The organism is Streptomyces sp. 351MFTsu5.1 (assembly GCF_000383655.1).
In the GTDB taxonomy this organism is placed as follows: domain Bacteria; phylum Actinomycetota; class Actinomycetes; order Streptomycetales; family Streptomycetaceae; genus Streptomyces; species Streptomyces griseorubiginosus.
On the sequence record NZ_KB911784.1, the window covers coordinates 224,430 to 240,382 of the forward strand.

The following is a 15,953-nucleotide window of genomic DNA, read 5'->3' on the forward strand; positions in this document are numbered from 1 at the left end:
GTGCGTAACGTCACGAATCGGACAGGACTTTGGGGTCGGGGTTTAGGGAGGGAACGGTGTGACCTGCGGAAATCCCCACGCGAGCGATATAGGTCACATCCTGAGGGAGATTGGATCACAAATCGGCCCAGAACCCTGGAGTTTCCACGGTTCTGGGCCAAAGGGTGGCGCTGGGTGCCCGGTTGGGCGCGTTCCGTCAGCTGAGGCGCTCGATGACCATGGCCATGCCCTGGCCGCCGCCCACGCACATCGTCTCCAGACCGAACTGCTTGTCGTGGAACTGGAGGGAGTTGATGAGCGTGCCGGTGATGCGGGCGCCGGTCATGCCGAAGGGGTGGCCGACGGCGATCGCGCCACCGTTCACGTTCAGCTTCTCCAGCGGGATGTTCAGGTCGCGGTAGGAGGGGATCACCTGGGCGGCGAACGCCTCGTTGATCTCGACCAGGTCGATGTCGTCGATGGTGAGACCGGCACGGCGCAGCGCCTGGTTGCTCGCGTCGACCGGACCGAGGCCCATGATCTCGGGGGACAGACCCGAGACGCCGGTCGAGACGATCCGGGCCAGCGGGGTCAGGCCCAGCTCGCGCGCCTTGGTGTCGGACATGATCACGACCGCGGCGGCACCGTCGTTCAGCGGGCAGCAGTTGCCGGCCGTGACCAGGCCGTCGGGGCGGAAGACCGGCTTCAGGCCCTGGACGCCCTCCAGGGTGACGCCGGCGCGGGGGCCGTCGTCCTTGCTGACGACCGTGCCGTCGGGCAGCGTGACCGGGGTGATCTCGCGCTCCCAGAAGCCGTTCTTGATGGCTTCCTCGGCGAGGTTCTGCGAGCGGACGCCGAACTCGTCCATGTCCTGACGGGTGACGCCCTTGATGCGGGCCAGGTTCTCCGCGGTCTGGCCCATCGCGATGTACGGGTCGGGGAGCAGGCCGTCCTCGCGCGGGTCGTGCCAGGTGGAGCCCTCGGAGGCGGCGGTGGCCGCGGTGCGGGCCTGGGCCTCGTCGAAGAGCGGGTTGGTGGTGCCCGGGAGACCGTCCGAGCTGCCCTTGGCGTAGCGGGAGACCATCTCGACACCGGCCGAGATGAAGACGTCGCCCTCGCCGGCCTTGATGGCGTGCAGGGCCATGCGGCTCGTCTGCAGCGAGGAGGAACAGTAACGCGTGATCGTGCAGCCCGGCAGGTGGTCCATGCCCATCTGCACGGCGACGATCCGGCCCAGGTTGTAGCCCTGCTCCCCGCCGGGCAGACCGCAGCCGAGCATCAGGTCGTCGATGTCGCGCGGGTCCAGCTCGGGGACCTTGGCGAGGGCGGCCTGGATGATCGTGGCGGTGAGGTCGTCGGGGCGCAGGTCCTTGAGCGAGCCCTTGACGGCGCGGCCGATCGGGGAGCGGGCGGTCGAGACGATCACGGCTTCGGGCATCACGGGCTCCATTGGCGTGCGGGTGTACTTCCGGACGGGGCTGCTTGGGAAGTTACCCGTCCGTATGGCCTGGGTCACGGGGGTGGCGGTGTGACCTATGTCTAAGCGCTTGCTTGGGTCTCGGGCTCCGCAGCGGACACCCGCCGCCTGCGCCGGCGCTTGAGCAGCGCCCACGGCCCGGTCGGTCCCGTCGGCAGCGCCGCCGCGACCTCCGTACCTGCCTCCGACGCGGCCTCCGCCGCGGCCCTGGCGACCGGCAGGAAGCCCTCGCGGCGGGACGCGTCCGGGCGGTCCTCGTCGGCCGGCCACAGGCTCAGCGCCGCACAGACCGTCGGCAGCACGGCCATCGCCGCCGTCGCGTAACCCTCCGCCGAGGGGTGGTAGTTGTCCGGCCCGAACAGCTCACGGGGATTCGCCTCGAACTCCGGACCCAGCAGATCGCCCAGCGACACCGTGCGCCCGCCCTGCTCGACCGCGCCGATCGTCTGCGCCGCCGCCAGCTGCCGTGAGGCCCGGCGCGCCAGCCAGCGCAACGGCTGCTGCACCGGCTCGATCGTGCCCAGGTCGGGACAGGTGCCGACCACCACCTCGGCACCGGCCGTGCGCAGCCGCCGTACCGCCGACGACAGATGGCGCACCGAGCGCGTGGCCGGCATCCGGTGCGTGACGTCGTTCGCGCCGATCATGATCACGCACACGTCCGGGACCCGCGCCGGATCCGACAGGGTCAGCGCCACCTGGCGGTCCAGGTCGTCCGAGGTGGCCCCGGGCAGGGCGACGTTGCGCAGCTCCACCGGCCGCTCCGCCACCGCCGCCAGGCCCGACGCCAGCAGCGCGCCCGGCGTCTGGCCCGCCCGGTGCACGCCCTGGCCCGCGGCCGTGGAGTCGCCCAGCATCACCAGACGCAGGGGAGGTTCACCGACCACCGTGTACACATGGCCGTACCGGCCCTCGGCCTGCGGGACGTGCGGCGTCGTGCCGTTGCCCACCTGGCGTCTGGCCAGCCGCACCTCCGCCAGCAGCAGACCCATCGCCGCCGCCCCGACCAGTCCGATCCCACCACCGCCGTAGGCGGCGCCGGCCGCGATCCGGCGGGCCACCCTCGCCCTCGACATGCTCGTCATACGTCGCCGCCACCTCCGTCGTACCCGCTACACCCACTCCTTGCCCCGCACGGACCGTGGCCCAATCCCCACAGCGAGTGAACAGCCGTCATGGCGCCCGAACAGGCCATAGGCTGGCTGGACCACTAGGACCACTTTCTTTGCAAGCATCCGGAGACAACGGTGCAATTCCACGACTCGATGATCAGCCTCGTCGGCGACACCCCGCTGGTGAAGCTCAACAGCGTGACCAAGGGCATCAAGGCGACCGTCCTGGCCAAGGTCGAGTACTTCAACCCCGGCGGCTCCGTGAAGGACCGCATCGCCCTGCGCATGATCGAGGCGGCGGAGGAGAGCGGCGCGCTGAAGCCCGGGGGCACCATCGTCGAGCCGACCAGCGGCAACACCGGAGTCGGGCTCGCCATCGTGGCGCAGCAGAAGGGGTACAAGTGCATCTTCGTGTGCCCCGACAAGGTCTCGACCGACAAGATCAACGTCCTTCGCGCGTACGGCGCCGAGGTCGTCGTCTGCCCGACCGCCGTGGACCCGGAGCACCCGGACTCCTACTACAACGTCTCCGACCGGCTGGTCCGTGAGACGCCCGGCGCGTGGAAGCCCGACCAGTACTCCAACCCCAACAACCCGCTCTCCCACTACCACTCCACCGGCCCCGAGCTGTGGGAGCAGACGGAGGGGAAGATCACCCACTTCGTGGCGGGCGTCGGCACCGGCGGCACCATCTCCGGCACCGGCCGCTACCTGAAGGACGCCAGCGACGGCACGGTCCAGGTGATCGGCGCCGACCCCGAGGGCTCGGTGTACTCCGGCGGTTCCGGGCGGCCGTACCTCGTCGAGGGTGTCGGTGAGGACTTCTGGCCCACCGCCTACGACCGGACCGTCGCCGACGAGATCGTCCCGGTCTCCGACAAGGACTCCTTCCAGATGACCCGCCGCCTCGCCAAGGAGGAGGGCCTCCTGGTGGGCGGCTCCTGCGGCATGGCCGTCGTCGCGGCCCTGCGGGTCGCCGAACGCCTCGACGAGAACGGCGTCGTGGTGGTCCTGCTCCCGGACAGCGGGCGCGGCTACCTCTCGAAGATCTTCAACGACGAGTGGATGGCCGACTACGGCTTCCTGGAGGACGAGGGCCCCAGCGCCCGCGTGGCCGACGTCCTCAACGACAAGGTGCACGGCGCCATCCCGTCCCTCGTGCACATGCACCCCGACGAGACGGTCGGCGAGGCCATCGAGGTGCTGCGCGAGTACGGCGTCTCGCAGATGCCGATCGTCAAGCCCGGCGCCGGCCACCCCGACGTGATGGCCGCCGAGGTCATCGGCTCCGTCGTCGAACGCGAACTGCTCGACGCGCTGTTCACCCAGCGGGCCTCGCTCCAGGACCCGCTGGAGAAGCACATGTCGGCGCCGCTGCCCCAGGTCGGCTCCGGCGAACCGGTCGGGGACCTGATGTCGGTCCTCGGCGCGGCGGACGCGGCGATCGTCCTCGTGGAGGGCAAGCCCACCGGTGTCGTCAGCCGCCAGGACCTGCTGGCCTTCCTCGCCAAGGGCGGCAAGTAGCGGGAAACGTCCGGTGAACGCCGGGTGCCGGAGGCGAACTTCCGGTTTCCCACCCAAAGGGTGGACTTCGTGGAAGTGGTACGAGGGCGTCACGTCCGCGCAGCACACGCTTAACACGGGTCCGGCAGATTAGTGGGTGTCGGCAGGGCGGGAGCGGCTCCCCGCCCCGGCCGGCGCCGAACGTCCAAGGACCTCCGGAGCGGCTCCCGGACCTCCATGGACGCCGGACGTGGACCTGGCCTGACCCGGTCGACGTCCCTCGCGGGGACCGCCGTCGTCCCGCCCCCCGTCAACGGGGGTGCGGCGGTCCCCGCGCATTACTTTCCGGGCGCTCGTACGTTCTCGGCGCTCGTACCGGCCCAACTGCCCAGCAGCGCCAGCCTCTCCGCGGTCTCCGATCCCGGCTCCGGTGTGTAGACCACCAAGGTGTGCTCCGGTGTCTCCGGGAGCGTCAGCGATTCGTAGGACAGCGTCAGCGGGCCCGCCACCGGGTGCAGAAGGCGTTTCGTGCCGTACATGCACGCCCTGACCTGGTGGTCGGCCCACAGCCGCCGGAAGTCCTCGCTCTTGAGGGAGAGTTCGCCGACGAGGTCGCGCAGTTCGCGGTGGTCGGCGTGGGTGCCCGCGCTCAGCCGCAGGGTGGCCACGCACTGGGCGGCGACCGTGGCCCAGTCGGGGTAGAGGTCCCGGGCCTCGGGCTCCAGGAAGAGGTGCCGGACGATGTTGCGCCGGTCCGCGGGCAGCCGGCTGAACCCGTGCAGGGCGTCGCCGAGGTCGTTCCAGGCCAGCGCCTCCATCGCGGGGCCGAGGACGAACGCCGGGGTGCGGTCCATGCTGTCGAGCAGCAGCCGGATGCCGGCGCGGATGCCCGGCCGTGCGCTGCGGCGGCGGCCGTCCCTCTCCTTCTTCGGCGGCCGGGCCACCGTGTGCAGATAGGTCCGCTCGGTCTCGTCCAGCCGGAGCACCCGGGCGATGGAGTCCAGGACGGCGTCCGAAACGCTCGGTCCGCGGCCCTGCTCCAGGCGGATGTAGTAGTCGACGCTCACCCCGGCCAGCTGCGCCACCTCCTCGCGGCGCAGGCCGGGCACCCGGCGCCGGCCGTACGAGGGCAGGCCCACGTCCTCGGGCCGGATGCGGGCCCGACGCGAGCGCAGAAAGTCTCCGAGATCCCCGTCCATGGGTTCGATCGTAGGGGAGCAGTGGTGGCGGAACCTGGTACTGGCAGACCCAGGAAGAGCTCATCCCTGGGTACGGCGGCCCGGGCGGCGGAGAGTCGTGGACGAGCCGGGGAGAGGCCCCGGCTGACATTCCTTCGGCTTTCCGCCTTCCGGTTTCCGCCTTCCGAGGAGCACTTTCATGTCGTACGAGAATCTGGCCGGACGCACCGCTGTCGTCACCGGGGCCGCGAGCGGGATCGGTGAGGCGGTCGCCGTGACGCTGGCCGCGGAGGGGGCGAGGGTCGCGCTGCTGGCGCGGCGCGCGGAGCGGCTCGACGCCGTCGTGGAGAAGATCGTGGCCGACGGCGGGCAGGCGCTGGCCGTGGTCGCCGACATCACGGACGACGCGTCGGTTCAGGCCGCGGTGGCGCGGATCCACGAGGCGTACGGGACCGTCGACCTGGTCGTCAACAACGCCGGTGTCATGCTGCCGAACCCGATCGAGCAGGCGCCCGTCGACGAGTGGCAGGCGATGATCGACACCAATCTCACCGGGGTGCTGCGCATCACCGGGGCCTTCGCCGGGGACCTGGGCGAGGCGGCGGCAGGGGGCGGGAGCGCGGACCTCGTGAACATCTCGTCCGTCGCCGCGCATCTGACCGGCTTTCCGGGCTTCGCCGTGTACGGGGCGACGAAGGCCGCGGTCACCCATCTCTCGGCGCTGCTGCGGGGCGAGTTCTCGCCGCGGGGGGTGCGGGTGACCAACGTCGAGCCGGGGGTGACGCAGACGGAGATCACCTCGCGTCTCGATGCGGAGGGACAGGAGGCGATCGGGGGGCTGGTGGAGGCGTTCGGGGCGCTGTCGCCGTACGAGCTGGCGGATGTGGTGGCTTACGTTGCCAGTCGGCCGGCGCATGTGAATCTGCGGCAGGTGATGGTGCTGCCCACGCGTCAGGTGTGAGGGGTTCGCCTGAGGTTTTGGGGCGCGGCTGTTGTGTGGCGGGTGGGGGCTGGTCGCGCAGTTCCCCGCGCCCCTGAAGCGCCTGCGGCGCGTCCCCTCTCAGTCCTCCCAGTCGGACTTGTTCCTGTGGCGGCGGCCTCGGAACAGGTCCGGGTTGGTGCGCAGGGCCTGGAAGGCGTTGACGCCGACGATGCCGGCCCAGGTCACCAGGAGGCCCGGCAGGTGGGCCACCCCGCCGCCGATCCCGGACAGCGGGATCGCGAGGACCAGCGAGACGATGCCGAAGCCGAAGCGTTCGCCGAAGGAGTCGGTGGGCCTGGGCGACCGGGCGCCCCGGGCCGTCACCATCTGCTGCTCGGCGAGCTGACGGCGCAGGCGGCGGTCCACCGCGCCGTCGATCCGCTGGTCGACCTTCTCCAGGAACGAGTCGACCAGCGCGGACTCGTACTCCTCGCCCAGCTCCCTGCGGGCCTGCAGGGTGGCGTTGAGTTCCTTCTTGAGTTCGGGGTCCCGCGCGTCCATTCCGGTCATGGGCACCACGGTAGGCAGCCCCGACGGCCGCTGCACTGGGGTTAGCCCCCCTGTTGCGGCGGGGGATCGTCCTAGGCCAGCCCGTGCTGCTTCGCGTAGGCGTCGGCCACGTCCTCCGGATCCTTCTTGTCGTTGTCGACCTGGCTGTTGAGCTCGGTGAGCTGGGCGGTCGTCAGGGTGTTGCCGAGGCGGGCGAGGGCCTTGCGGACAGTGTCGTCGGCCTTGCGGTCGGCGATGAGGGGGACGATGTGCTGGCTGGGGATGAGGTTCTTCGGGTCGGTGAGGATCACCCAGCCGTTGGCCGCGATGTCGGTGTCGGTGGTGAAGAGGTTCGCCACGTCGACGTCGCCCTTCTTCAGGGCCCCCTTGACCAGGGGTCCGTCGGAGTCCAGCGACTTGAACTCCTTGAACTCGACGCCGTACACGTCCTTCAGCCCGACCGCGCCGACCCGGCGCTTCTTCACCTCGGGGGCCGCGCCGATCACCAGCTTGCCGTTCTGCTTGGCGAGGTCGGCGAGGGTGACCAGGCCGTACTTCCGCGCGGTCGCCCGGGTGACGGCGAAGCAGTCGGAGTCGGCGGCCTGGCTGTAGGGCAGCACCTGGAGGCCGGCGGGCAGGGCCAGGGTGAGGGCGTTCTGCATGGTGCCGGGCTCGGCGGAGGCGTCCTTGGGGGCCAGGTAGTTGAGGAGGGCGCCCTGGTACTCGGGCAGCAGGTCGATGTCGCCCGCCTTGAGCGCGGGGATCACGATCTCGCGGGTGCCGAGGTTGGGGCGGACCTTGACCTTGACGCCGGCCTTCTTGAGCACGGCCGCGTAGAGGTAGCCCAGCACCTGGTTCTCGGTGAAGTTGGCGGTGCCGATGGTGATGCCGCTCTTGCTGGAGCCGCTCCCGCCGGAGGTGGTGCCGCCGCCGTCGAGGGAGGTGATGCCGCTGGAGCAGGCGGAGAGGGCGGGCACGGAGGCCGCCGCGAAGAGGCCGCCGAGGAGGGTGCGTCGGTTCATCTCAGGGGTCCTTACGCGGTGCGGTGACGGAAGAGGAAGCGCTGGAGGCCGGAGAGCAGCAGGTCGAGGGCTACGGCGACCACGGCGACCAGCACCGCCCCGCCGAGCACCTGCACAAGATCGCGCTGGGCGAGGCCGTCGAAGACGTAGCGGCCGAGGCCCCCGAAGGAGACGTAGGCCGCGATGGTCGCGGTGGCGACGACCTGGATCAGTGCCAGGCGCAGGCCGGTCATGATCAGGGGGAGCGCCAGGGGCAGTTCGACCTGGAACAGGACCTGGTGGCCGCGCATGCCCTGGCCGCGGGCGGCATCGCGCACGTCAGGATCGACGGCCGTCATGCCGGCGTAGGTGTTGGTGACGATCGCCGGGACCGCGAGGGCGACGAGCGCGACGTAGACCGGGAGCATGGACAGCCCGCCGGCCAGGAAGACCAGCACGACCAGGCCGACGGTGGGCAGGGCGCGGCCGAACGAGGCGAGGTTGATGGCGAGGAAGGCGCCCTTGCCGGTGTGGCCGATCAGCAGGCCGAGGGGGAGGCCGATCGCGGCGGCGACGAGGGTCGCGAGGAGCGAGTACTGGAGGTGCTCGGCGAGCCGGTGGGCGATGCCGTCGGTGCCGGTCCACTGGGAGCCGCTGGTCAGCCAGGTGCCGAGGTTCTTGAGGAGTTCGTACATCGCTCAGGCTCGCTTCCGGCGCCACGGGGTCAGGACGTACTGGAGGGCCACCAGCAGGGCGTCCGCGACCACGGCGAGCAGGAGCGTGAGGCCCACGCCCACGATCACCGGGGTCGGGAAGTCGCGCTGGAAGCCGTCGGTGAAGAGCTGGCCGAGGCCGCCGTCGCCGATGTAGGTGGCGACCGACACCAGGGAGATCGACATGACGGTCGCGATCCGGACGCCCGCCATGATCACGGGGAGCGCGAGGGGGAGTTCGACGGTCAGGAGCGTGCGCAGGGGGCGCGTGCCCATCGCCTTCGCCGCTTCCTTGGTCTTCGCGGGGACCGAGTCGAGCCCTTCGACCGTGTTCCGCAGCAGGACGACCAGGGTGTAGACGGTCAGGCCGATCACGGTCGTGGTCCGGGTCAGGCCGCTGACCGGCAGCAGGAGCACGAAGATCGCGATCGAGGGGATCGTGAACAGGACGTTCGAGAAGCCGAGCAGGAAGCCGCGCAGGGGGCGGATCCGGTGGGCGACCACGGCGAGCGGGAGGCTGATCAGCAGGCCGAAGAAGACCGCGCTGAGGGCGGCCTGGAGGTGGGAGACCGTGAGCGAGGTCAGGTCGTCGGTGTGGCCGGAGATCCACGACCAGTCGATGCTCATGCGGCCACCCGGGCTTCCGCGTGCGCCTGTCCGGCGTGCGCGTGGATGTCGTCGCGGGAGCTGACGCCGGTGAGGACGCCGGCCGCGTCGACCCGGGCGACCAGGCCGGTGGGGGAGGCGAGGGACTCGTCGAGGGCGGCGAGCAGCGAGTCGCCGTCCCGCAGCGGTCGTACGGGCAGCTCCGTCTGCTGCGAGGCCCAGTGCAGCGGCCTGCCCGTCTCGTCGCAGACGAGGCTCCAGGTGTCTCCTTCCGGTGCCGGGCCCTGGGGGACGGCCGCGAGGGTCTTCAGCGACAGCAGCTTCAGGCCGCGTTCGGCGCCGAGGAAGTCGGCCACGAAGTCGTCGGCGGGGCGGGCGAGGAGTTCGGCGGGCGGGGCGCACTGGACGAGGTGGCCGCCGGTGCGGAAGATCGCGATGCGGTCGCCGAGCCGGACGGCCTCGTCGATGTCGTGGGTGACGAAGACGATGGTCTTGCTCAACTCCTTCTGGAGCCGGAGCAGTTCGTCCTGGAGCTGGGTGCGCACCACCGGGTCGACCGCGCCGAACGGCTCGTCCATGAGCAGCACCGGCGGGTCGGCGGCGAGGGCGCGGGCGACCCCGACGCGCTGCTGCTGGCCGCCGGAGAGCTGGTGCGGGTAGCGCTTGCTGGCCTCGGCGGTCAGGCCGACGGTCTCCAGGAGTTCGGCGGCGCGGGCCCGGGCCTTTCGGCGGCCGTGGCCGAGCAGAAGCGGGACGGTTGCGATGTTGTCCAGCACCGTGCGGTGCGGGAAGAGGCCGGACTGCTGGATGACGTAGCCGATGGAGCGGCGCAGTTCGGCCGCGTCCTGGTCGGTGACGTCCTTGCCGCCGACCTTGATCGTGCCGGAGGTCGGCTCGACCATACGATTGATCATCCTGAGGGTGGTCGTCTTGCCGCAACCGGAAGATCCGACGAGGACCGTGACGCCGCCTTCCGGCATGTCGAGGGTGAGATCGTGCACTGCTGTCGTGCCGTTGGGGAAGCGCTTGTGGACCGCGTCGAACTGGATCATGAGATGTCCCTTGCCCGGCTGTATAACGTCATGCAGAGTTCTCGGTATCTGAATAGGTTGTCAACGGTTCGGTGTTAATCCGAGGTAACGGATGACCGGCAGGCAAGATCAAGTGTCCGCATTGAGAGGGGTTTGGGCTCTATGTCGTCTCGTATCGTGGACGCACCGGATCCTGCCGTCGTCGCGCACACCGGTCTGGTGGTCCTCGACGGGATCGGGCTCGGGGTCGCGGACGTCGTCCGCCTCGCCGACGGGAGCGCCCGGCCGGTGCCCGGGACCGACGCGATGAAGCGGGTCGCCGCGTCCTGGGACGCCGCCCGGCAGATCGCCGCGACCGGCCGCGTCTACGGCCGCTCGACCGGCGTGGGTGCCAACCGGAACGAGGACGTGCCCACCGACGCGGCCGCCGAGCACGGTCTGCGGCTGCTGCGCAGTCACGCCGGCGCGATCGGCGAGGAGCTCCCCGCGAGGCAGGTCCGCGCGATGCTCGCGGTCCGCGCCAACCAGCTGCTCGCGGGCGGTGCCGGACTCCGGCCGACGGTGGTGACGGCCCTGTGCGAGGCGCTGGAGAACGGGGCGTACCCGGTCGTCAACGAGTTCGGCTCGGTCGGCACCGGGGACATCGCGGCGCTCGCCCAGGCGGGGCTGGCGTTGGCCGGGGAACACCCTTGGCGGGAGACGGGGAGCGGCGGCACGGGCGTCGGCGGGCAGCCTGGGGAATGGGCGGGCGTCGACGGCCGGGGCGCGGCAGTCGTGGGCGCCTCGCCCTCGGCAGCCCGACACCCCGAGCCCTGGCGGTCGGCGTCCGGCGCCCCCGAGCCCCAGCCGCTGGACAACAACGACGCCCTCGCCTTCATCAGCAGCAACGCCCTCACCCTCGGCCAGGCCGCCCTCGCGCTGCACGAACTGCGCGGGCTCGTCGAGGCCACCCAGGTCGTCGCGGCACTGTCCCTGCTCGCCGTGGACGGCTCCCACGAGGCCTACGCCGCCCCCGTGCACGCCGCCCGCCGGCACCGGGGCTCCGCCGAAGTGGCCCGGCGGATGCGGGAGTTGATCGGCGCCGAGGACCGGCCCACCCCGCCGCTCGGCCGGATCCAGGACCCGTACGGCTTCCGCTGCCTGCCCCAGATCCACGGCCCCGCCCACGACGCGGCCGACGCGCTGGAGGAGGTCCTCACGATCGAGATCAACGCGGCCGCCGAGAACCCCCTCATCTCCCCCGAGGACATGGCCGCCTACCACCACGGCGGCTTCTACCAGGCCCAACTCGCCCTCGCGCTGGACCACTTCAGGCTCGCCCTGACCCAGGTCGCCCGGCTGTCCACGTCCCGGCTCTCCACCCTCAACGAGCCGGCCTTCACCCGCCTCAGGCCCTTCCTCGCCGACCAGGAACCCGCCTCGTCCGGCGTGATGATCCTGGAGTACGCCGCCGGAGCGGCCCTCGGCGACCTGCGGGCCTTCTCCGCGCCCGCCTCGCTCGGCCACGCTGTACTCTCCCGGGGCGTCGAGGAACAGGCCAGCTTCGCCTCGCTCGCCGCCCGTCAGACCTTGCGCGCGTGCGGCGCGTACCGTCTCGTGGTCGGCTGCGAACTCGTGGCCGCCGTACGGGCGCTGCGCCAGCGTGACCTGAGGCCCGAGCCGGGGCTCCCGGCGGGTCGCGCGCTGGAGCTTGCCGAGGCGGTGCTGGCGGAGGACCCGGCCGACCGGCCGCTCACGGGCGACGTGACGGCGGCGGCCGCACTGCTCGACCGGTTCACGGACATCTGGAGGGGGAACGAGTCATGAGCGAGATGAGCACGGCGGGTGTGGCGGACACACCCGCGGGACGGCTTCAGGCGCTGTTCGAGGGGCACCGGCTCACGCCGACCCAGCGGCGCATCGCGCACAGCATGGTGCGCAGCGCCGCCGACGTGCCGTTCCTGTCCAGCGTCGAGCTGGCCGAACTGGCCGGGGTCAGCCAGCCCTCCGTGACCCGCTTCGCCGTCGCGCTCGGCTTCGACGGCTACCCCGCCCTGCGCCGCCATCTCCGCGAGGTCGCGCCCGCCGAGCAGACGGCTGCCTCGGAGTCGTCCAACGAGTACCAGCAGGCGGTCCAGGCCGAGATCGAGAACCTCAGGCACCTCGCGGAGATCCTCGCCGACCCCCGGCCGGTGCAGAAGGCGGGACGGCTGCTGGCCGCCTCCCGCCCGCTGCCGGTCCTCGGCCTGCGGGCCGCCGCCTCCCAGGCGTACGGCTTCGCGTACTTCGCGGCCAAGGTCCACCCGGACGTACGGCTGCTCCACGAGGGCGGCACCATGATCCAGGACCGGATCGACGCCGCCGTGCGCGCGGGCGCCTCGACCCTGCTCTGCTTCGCCCTGCCCCGGCACCCGCGCGAGGTCGTCGACACCCTCGCCTACGCCAAGGAGGCGGGGCTCACCGTCGTCACCGTCGCCGACTCCGCCTTCGCCCCCGTCGCCAAGGTCTCCGACCTGCTCCTGCCCGCCGCCGTCGGCACCGGCCTCGCCTTCGACACGGCCTGCGCGCCGATGCTGCTGGGCCGGGTCCTGCTGGAGGCGATGTGCGACGACCTGCCGGACGCCCAGGCCCGCCTGGAGGAGTTCGACGCGCGGGCCGCGGCGCGGGGGCTGTTCGTGGAGTAGCCGGACCCCCGAGTAGCAGGGCCCGGGGCGCTTTTTCAGACTCGTCTCACGTTCCCTCGCTAGCCTGCCCCGCGGATTCCGCACACGGGAGACGGGAGGACGGACGTGGCACGCGGAGGTCAGGGACTGGTACGGGTGGCCGTCGTCGTACGGGCCGGAGCCGCACCCCTGTGGTGGGCCGGAGTGTTCGCGGCGGCAGTCGGGCTGCTGGTGCCGGGCGTCACGGGACGGCGGATCGGCGTCATGGCCGGAGCCGCGCTGTTCATCGTGGCCGCCGCCGTGGTGTCGTACGGCCGCCGCAGGCGGTACACGGCACTCGGGCGGGCCGCCGTCCGGGCCGGGAAGCACGACGTGCTCCAGGACCGTGCCGTCGGGGTGCGCAACTGGCGCCGCGGGCACCGCTGGTGGCTGCTGCTGGCCTGGCTGCTCGCCCTGGGCTGCAACTTCGCCGTGCCCGTCGCGGGCGGTCTGCTGCTCGCCGGATGCGGTACCGGCCTCCGGCTCAAGGCCGCCTGGCTCGGGCGGCGCGAGCGGGACGAGGACGCGCTGCTGTGGGTGCGGGTCGACTGGCTCGCCGCGAACGGCGGCCGCCCGGCCGGCAAGGCGGTCAGGGCGTACCGCAGCACGGGTATCGCGGCGGGCGACGCGGCCCCGGGAGGGGCACGCCGCCGCACCGCGGCACTCGTCTAGAACAGGCCTCGGTACGGGATCACACCTCCAGGTCGTTCTCGATGGACCGCAGCTGGTGGCGGGCCATCGCGAGGTTGGCCCGCTTCGCGTCCAGGACCAGGTAGAGGAAGAGTCCGTTGCCACCGCGCCCGCTGATCAGGCGGATCAGGTGGTACTGGTCGGACAGGGTGATCAGGATGTCCTCGATCTGGCCCTTGAGCCCCAGGTGCTCCATCGTGCGCATCTTGGCGCGGATCACGTCGGTGTTGCCTGCGGCGGCCACGTTCAGGTCGAAGCCCTTGCTGCCGCCCATGGTGCCGAGCGCCATGCCGCTGGTGTAGTCGACGAGCGCTACGCCGGTCGCGCCCTCGATGGAGGCGAGGGCCTCCTTCAGTGCGGTTTCGGTGTTGGCCATGACTGTGTCTCCTCGGTTCTCTCAACTTTCGGTGGTGGTACGGGCCGACGTCGGTGCGACGACCGTGGCGCGTGTGTCCGCGGGCTTGGCCCGGGACGGGCGGGCCGCTCTGGCACGGGCCGGAGCGGGTTTCGCGGGCGCCTTCACAGGGGTCTCGGTGGGTTCGGCGGCGGCCACGGCGTCGACGAGTTCGCCGATCCTGGCCCCCGCCCTGCGGCCCTCCAGATGGAGCCGGCCGACGTTGACGCGGTCCTGGGCGAGCAGCGTGACGACGGCACCGGCGCCCGCCGCGTACGAGGCGACGTAGCCGTACAGGCCCCGCACCAGCAGTTCGCGCAGGTCGCCCTGGCCGGTCTCGTCGGTGAGCTGGGCGGCGAGCGCCCGGGTGGCCCCGGCGAGCGCGGCCACCGTCTCCGGATCGACGCCCGGGGTGTCCTGGGCGAGGACGAGTCCGTCGGAGTCGGCCGCGAGGGCGCCGGTGAGCTGCGGTACCCGTGCCCGGAGCCTGCGCAGCTCCTCAAGGATGCTGTCCTGCGCAGCCGCCATCAGATCTCTCCTCTCGGCGCGGATCCGTTGCCGCTCAAAGGGCCTCCAGCGCATCCCTGAGCCTCTTCAGCAGCGTGATGTGGGGATCGACGGGCGCGGTGGTGCCGGTGAGATCCATGGGCGGGCCGGTGCCGACGGGCCCGGGCAGCGGGACGGAGAGCGGGTCGCCCGGGAGCGTCACCGGGCGCGGGGACACGGCTCCGGCGGCCACCAGCCGCCGTATGTCCACCAGGGTGTGGAACGCCGGGCGGCCCAGCTCGCGGGCGATGTCGGAGGCCGTGCGGACGCCGTTCACCAGGGCCAGCACGGCCTGTCTGCGGGCCGGGATCGGGGCCGGTGCGGGGTGGTACTCGCGGGTCAGCGGGGCCTCGTCGACCAGTGCGTCCGGCCAGATGCGGTGCAGGAGGTCCCGCCGCCGCAGCGTCTCCCGCTCCAGGTCGGCGACCGGGATCGGGTGCGGGACTCCGGGGCCGGTCAGCGCGCTTCCGCGGGAGCCGGGGCCGTCCGGGACCACCAGGGCGGCGGGAGCGCCCAGGGTGCTTGTGGAGGGGGAGGCGCCGGGGGAGTCGGTGCCGGGAGTGCCCGTGAGGCCGGGGGTGCCCGCGGAGCCGGTGCCGGGGGCACCGAGCCCGGGGGTGCCGAGGCCGTCCTCGGAGCCGTAGCGGAAGCGGCCCGGGGCGCTGCTCGGGGCCAGCGCGAAGTACGCCGCGTCGTACAGCGCGGTCAGCCGGCACAGCTCCAGGGCGCCCGGGGTGAGCAGCCCGTCCTCGACGAGCCGGCGGCCCGCGTGGTGCACCACCTCCGCGCCGGTGCGGCGGCGGGTGCCGGTCCCGGCGCCGGTGTGCTCGGGGCCCTCGGCGTGCGCCGCGCTCTCGGCCAGCGCCCGGGCCCAGGCGTCCGCGTCGAGGGTGCCGTGGGCCGCGAGCAGGTCGTGGGCGCCGGGGGCGGCCGGGCTCTCGGCGTGCACCACCTTGCCGTCGGCGAGGTGCAGGGCGCCGCGCTCGCGCACCAGGACGCCGGTGGCGCGCTCGGCGGCCAGCCGGGTCAGCATCGGCGAGAGCCCGCCCCAGCCGCGGCCGAGGGCGGCCGCCTTGTCGCGGACCGGCAGCCGGGGCGGCGGGGTGGACGCCGTGGTCTTCACCGTCGTCATCCGAGCACCAGCCGTCCGGCCATCTCGCCCAGCCGGATCCGGGCCAGCGCGAGGTTGCCCTCCGCGCGGGCCAGCCACAGGTGCAGGAAGACGCTGCTGTCGAAGGACGTCGCCACGAAACGGAGCACGTGGTAGCTGTCCCGGTTGCTGAGGATGAGGTCCTCGACCGGCGGGGCCCCCTCCTGCTCGGCGGTCGCGCCGGTGTCGTCGGTACCGGAGGTGAAGGCGCGCTGTTCCGCGGCGAGCCGGGCGAGTTCGGCGGCCTCCGCCGCAGCCGCCTCCTGGTCACCGCCGGGGAATTCCCCCACGGCGCCCAGGGCCAGCCCGCTCGTCCAGTCGACCAGCGCGGCGCCCCGCGCACCCGGCAGTCGCATGGCTTCCAGCAGGCACTCGTCGATTCCCTGCACCGTGGCTCCCCTCCCGCCTGGGGTTCGGCTGA

General features: G+C 72.2%; 17 protein-coding genes. 5 read left to right on the plus strand and 12 right to left on the minus strand.

Going from position 1 to position 15,953, the window contains the following annotated elements; genetic code table 11:
- Positions 1-196: 196 nt before the first annotated feature.
- Positions 197-1,417, minus strand: a complete 1,221-nt coding sequence (locus H295_RS0123875; RefSeq protein ID WP_020137878.1) for an acetyl-CoA C-acetyltransferase — start codon at positions 1,415-1,417, stop codon at positions 197-199.
- Between the two features lie 101 nt (positions 1,418-1,518).
- Complete coding sequence (locus H295_RS0123880; protein WP_078616734.1) at positions 1,519-2,541, minus strand: SGNH/GDSL hydrolase family protein; 1,023 nt, start codon at positions 2,539-2,541, stop codon at positions 1,519-1,521.
- Positions 2,542-2,703: 162 nt separating this feature from the next.
- On the opposite strand from H295_RS0123880, the gene H295_RS0123885 reads away from it, so the two are divergent.
- Complete coding sequence (locus H295_RS0123885; RefSeq protein WP_020137880.1) at positions 2,704-4,092, plus strand: cystathionine beta-synthase; 1,389 nt, start codon at positions 2,704-2,706, stop codon at positions 4,090-4,092.
- A 317-nt stretch (positions 4,093-4,409) separates the two neighbouring features.
- Here H295_RS0123885 and H295_RS0123890 read toward each other — a convergent pair whose 3' ends face one another.
- The gene (locus tag H295_RS0123890) at positions 4,410-5,270 is read right to left on the minus strand and encodes a helix-turn-helix transcriptional regulator (protein ID WP_020137881.1); all 861 of its coding nucleotides are present in this window, start codon (positions 5,268-5,270) and stop codon (positions 4,410-4,412) included.
- 178 nt (positions 5,271-5,448) lie between these two features.
- Here H295_RS0123890 and H295_RS0123895 point away from each other — a divergent pair, with 178 nt between their 5' ends.
- Entirely contained in the window at positions 5,449-6,210 is a 762-nt protein-coding gene (locus H295_RS0123895) for an SDR family oxidoreductase (RefSeq protein ID WP_020137882.1), read from the plus strand.
- A gap of 99 nt (positions 6,211-6,309) precedes the next feature.
- Here the strand turns inward: H295_RS0123895 and H295_RS0123900 are convergent, their stop codons facing one another.
- The 5 genes from H295_RS0123900 to H295_RS0123920 all read right to left on the minus strand — a co-directional run bounded on the left by H295_RS0123900 (position 6,310) and on the right by H295_RS0123920 (position 10,092).
- Entirely contained in the window at positions 6,310-6,741 is a 432-nt protein-coding gene (locus H295_RS0123900) for a hypothetical protein (RefSeq protein WP_106960923.1), read from the minus strand.
- A 71-nt stretch (positions 6,742-6,812) separates the two neighbouring features.
- Positions 6,813-7,742 carry an ABC transporter substrate-binding protein gene (locus H295_RS0123905; RefSeq protein WP_020137884.1) on the minus strand — a complete coding sequence of 310 codons (930 nt, stop codon included), beginning with the start codon at positions 7,740-7,742 and terminating at the stop codon, positions 6,813-6,815.
- An 11-nt stretch (positions 7,743-7,753) separates the two neighbouring features.
- Positions 7,754-8,416, minus strand: a complete 663-nt coding sequence (locus tag H295_RS0123910) for an ABC transporter permease (RefSeq protein ID WP_020137885.1) — start codon at positions 8,414-8,416, stop codon at positions 7,754-7,756.
- 3 nt (positions 8,417-8,419) lie between these two features.
- A complete protein-coding gene (locus H295_RS0123915; protein ID WP_020137886.1) occupies positions 8,420-9,061 on the minus strand; it encodes an ABC transporter permease in 642 nt (213 codons plus the stop codon).
- Complete coding sequence (locus H295_RS0123920; RefSeq protein ID WP_020137887.1) at positions 9,058-10,092, minus strand: ABC transporter ATP-binding protein; 1,035 nt, start codon at positions 10,090-10,092, stop codon at positions 9,058-9,060. The genes H295_RS0123915 and H295_RS0123920 overlap by 4 nt, the downstream gene beginning before the upstream one ends.
- 141 nt (positions 10,093-10,233) lie before the next feature.
- Between H295_RS0123920 and H295_RS0123925 the strand changes: the two genes are divergently transcribed.
- From H295_RS0123925 to H295_RS0123935, 3 genes are all read left to right on the plus strand, one after another.
- Positions 10,234-11,877 carry an aromatic amino acid ammonia-lyase gene (locus H295_RS0123925; RefSeq protein ID WP_028809680.1) on the plus strand — a complete coding sequence of 548 codons (1,644 nt, stop codon included), beginning with the start codon at positions 10,234-10,236 and terminating at the stop codon, positions 11,875-11,877.
- Positions 11,878-11,882: 5 nt separating this feature from the next.
- The gene (locus H295_RS0123930; RefSeq protein ID WP_028809681.1) at positions 11,883-12,734 is read left to right on the plus strand and encodes a MurR/RpiR family transcriptional regulator; all 852 of its coding nucleotides are present in this window, start codon (positions 11,883-11,885) and stop codon (positions 12,732-12,734) included.
- Between the two features lie 105 nt (positions 12,735-12,839).
- Complete coding sequence (locus H295_RS0123935; protein WP_028809682.1) at positions 12,840-13,424, plus strand: hypothetical protein; 585 nt, start codon at positions 12,840-12,842, stop codon at positions 13,422-13,424.
- Positions 13,425-13,443: 19 nt separating this feature from the next.
- On the opposite strand, the gene H295_RS0123940 is transcribed toward H295_RS0123935, so the two are convergent.
- The 4 genes from H295_RS0123940 to H295_RS0123955 are packed head-to-tail and all read right to left on the minus strand — an operon-like array spanning position 13,444 to position 15,921.
- The gene (locus H295_RS0123940; protein ID WP_020137891.1) at positions 13,444-13,818 is read right to left on the minus strand and encodes a hypothetical protein; all 375 of its coding nucleotides are present in this window, start codon (positions 13,816-13,818) and stop codon (positions 13,444-13,446) included.
- Between the two features lie 21 nt (positions 13,819-13,839).
- Positions 13,840-14,364, minus strand: coding sequence for a roadblock/LC7 domain-containing protein (locus H295_RS0123945; RefSeq protein WP_020137892.1), 525 nt, complete (start codon positions 14,362-14,364; stop codon positions 13,840-13,842).
- Between the two features lie 34 nt (positions 14,365-14,398).
- A complete protein-coding gene (locus H295_RS0123950; RefSeq protein WP_020137893.1) occupies positions 14,399-15,514 on the minus strand; it encodes a hypothetical protein in 1,116 nt (371 codons plus the stop codon).
- Complete coding sequence (locus H295_RS0123955) at positions 15,511-15,921, minus strand: hypothetical protein (protein WP_020137894.1); 411 nt, start codon at positions 15,919-15,921, stop codon at positions 15,511-15,513. The genes H295_RS0123950 and H295_RS0123955 overlap by 4 nt, the downstream gene beginning before the upstream one ends.
- Between the last annotated feature and the right edge of the window lie 32 nt (positions 15,922-15,953).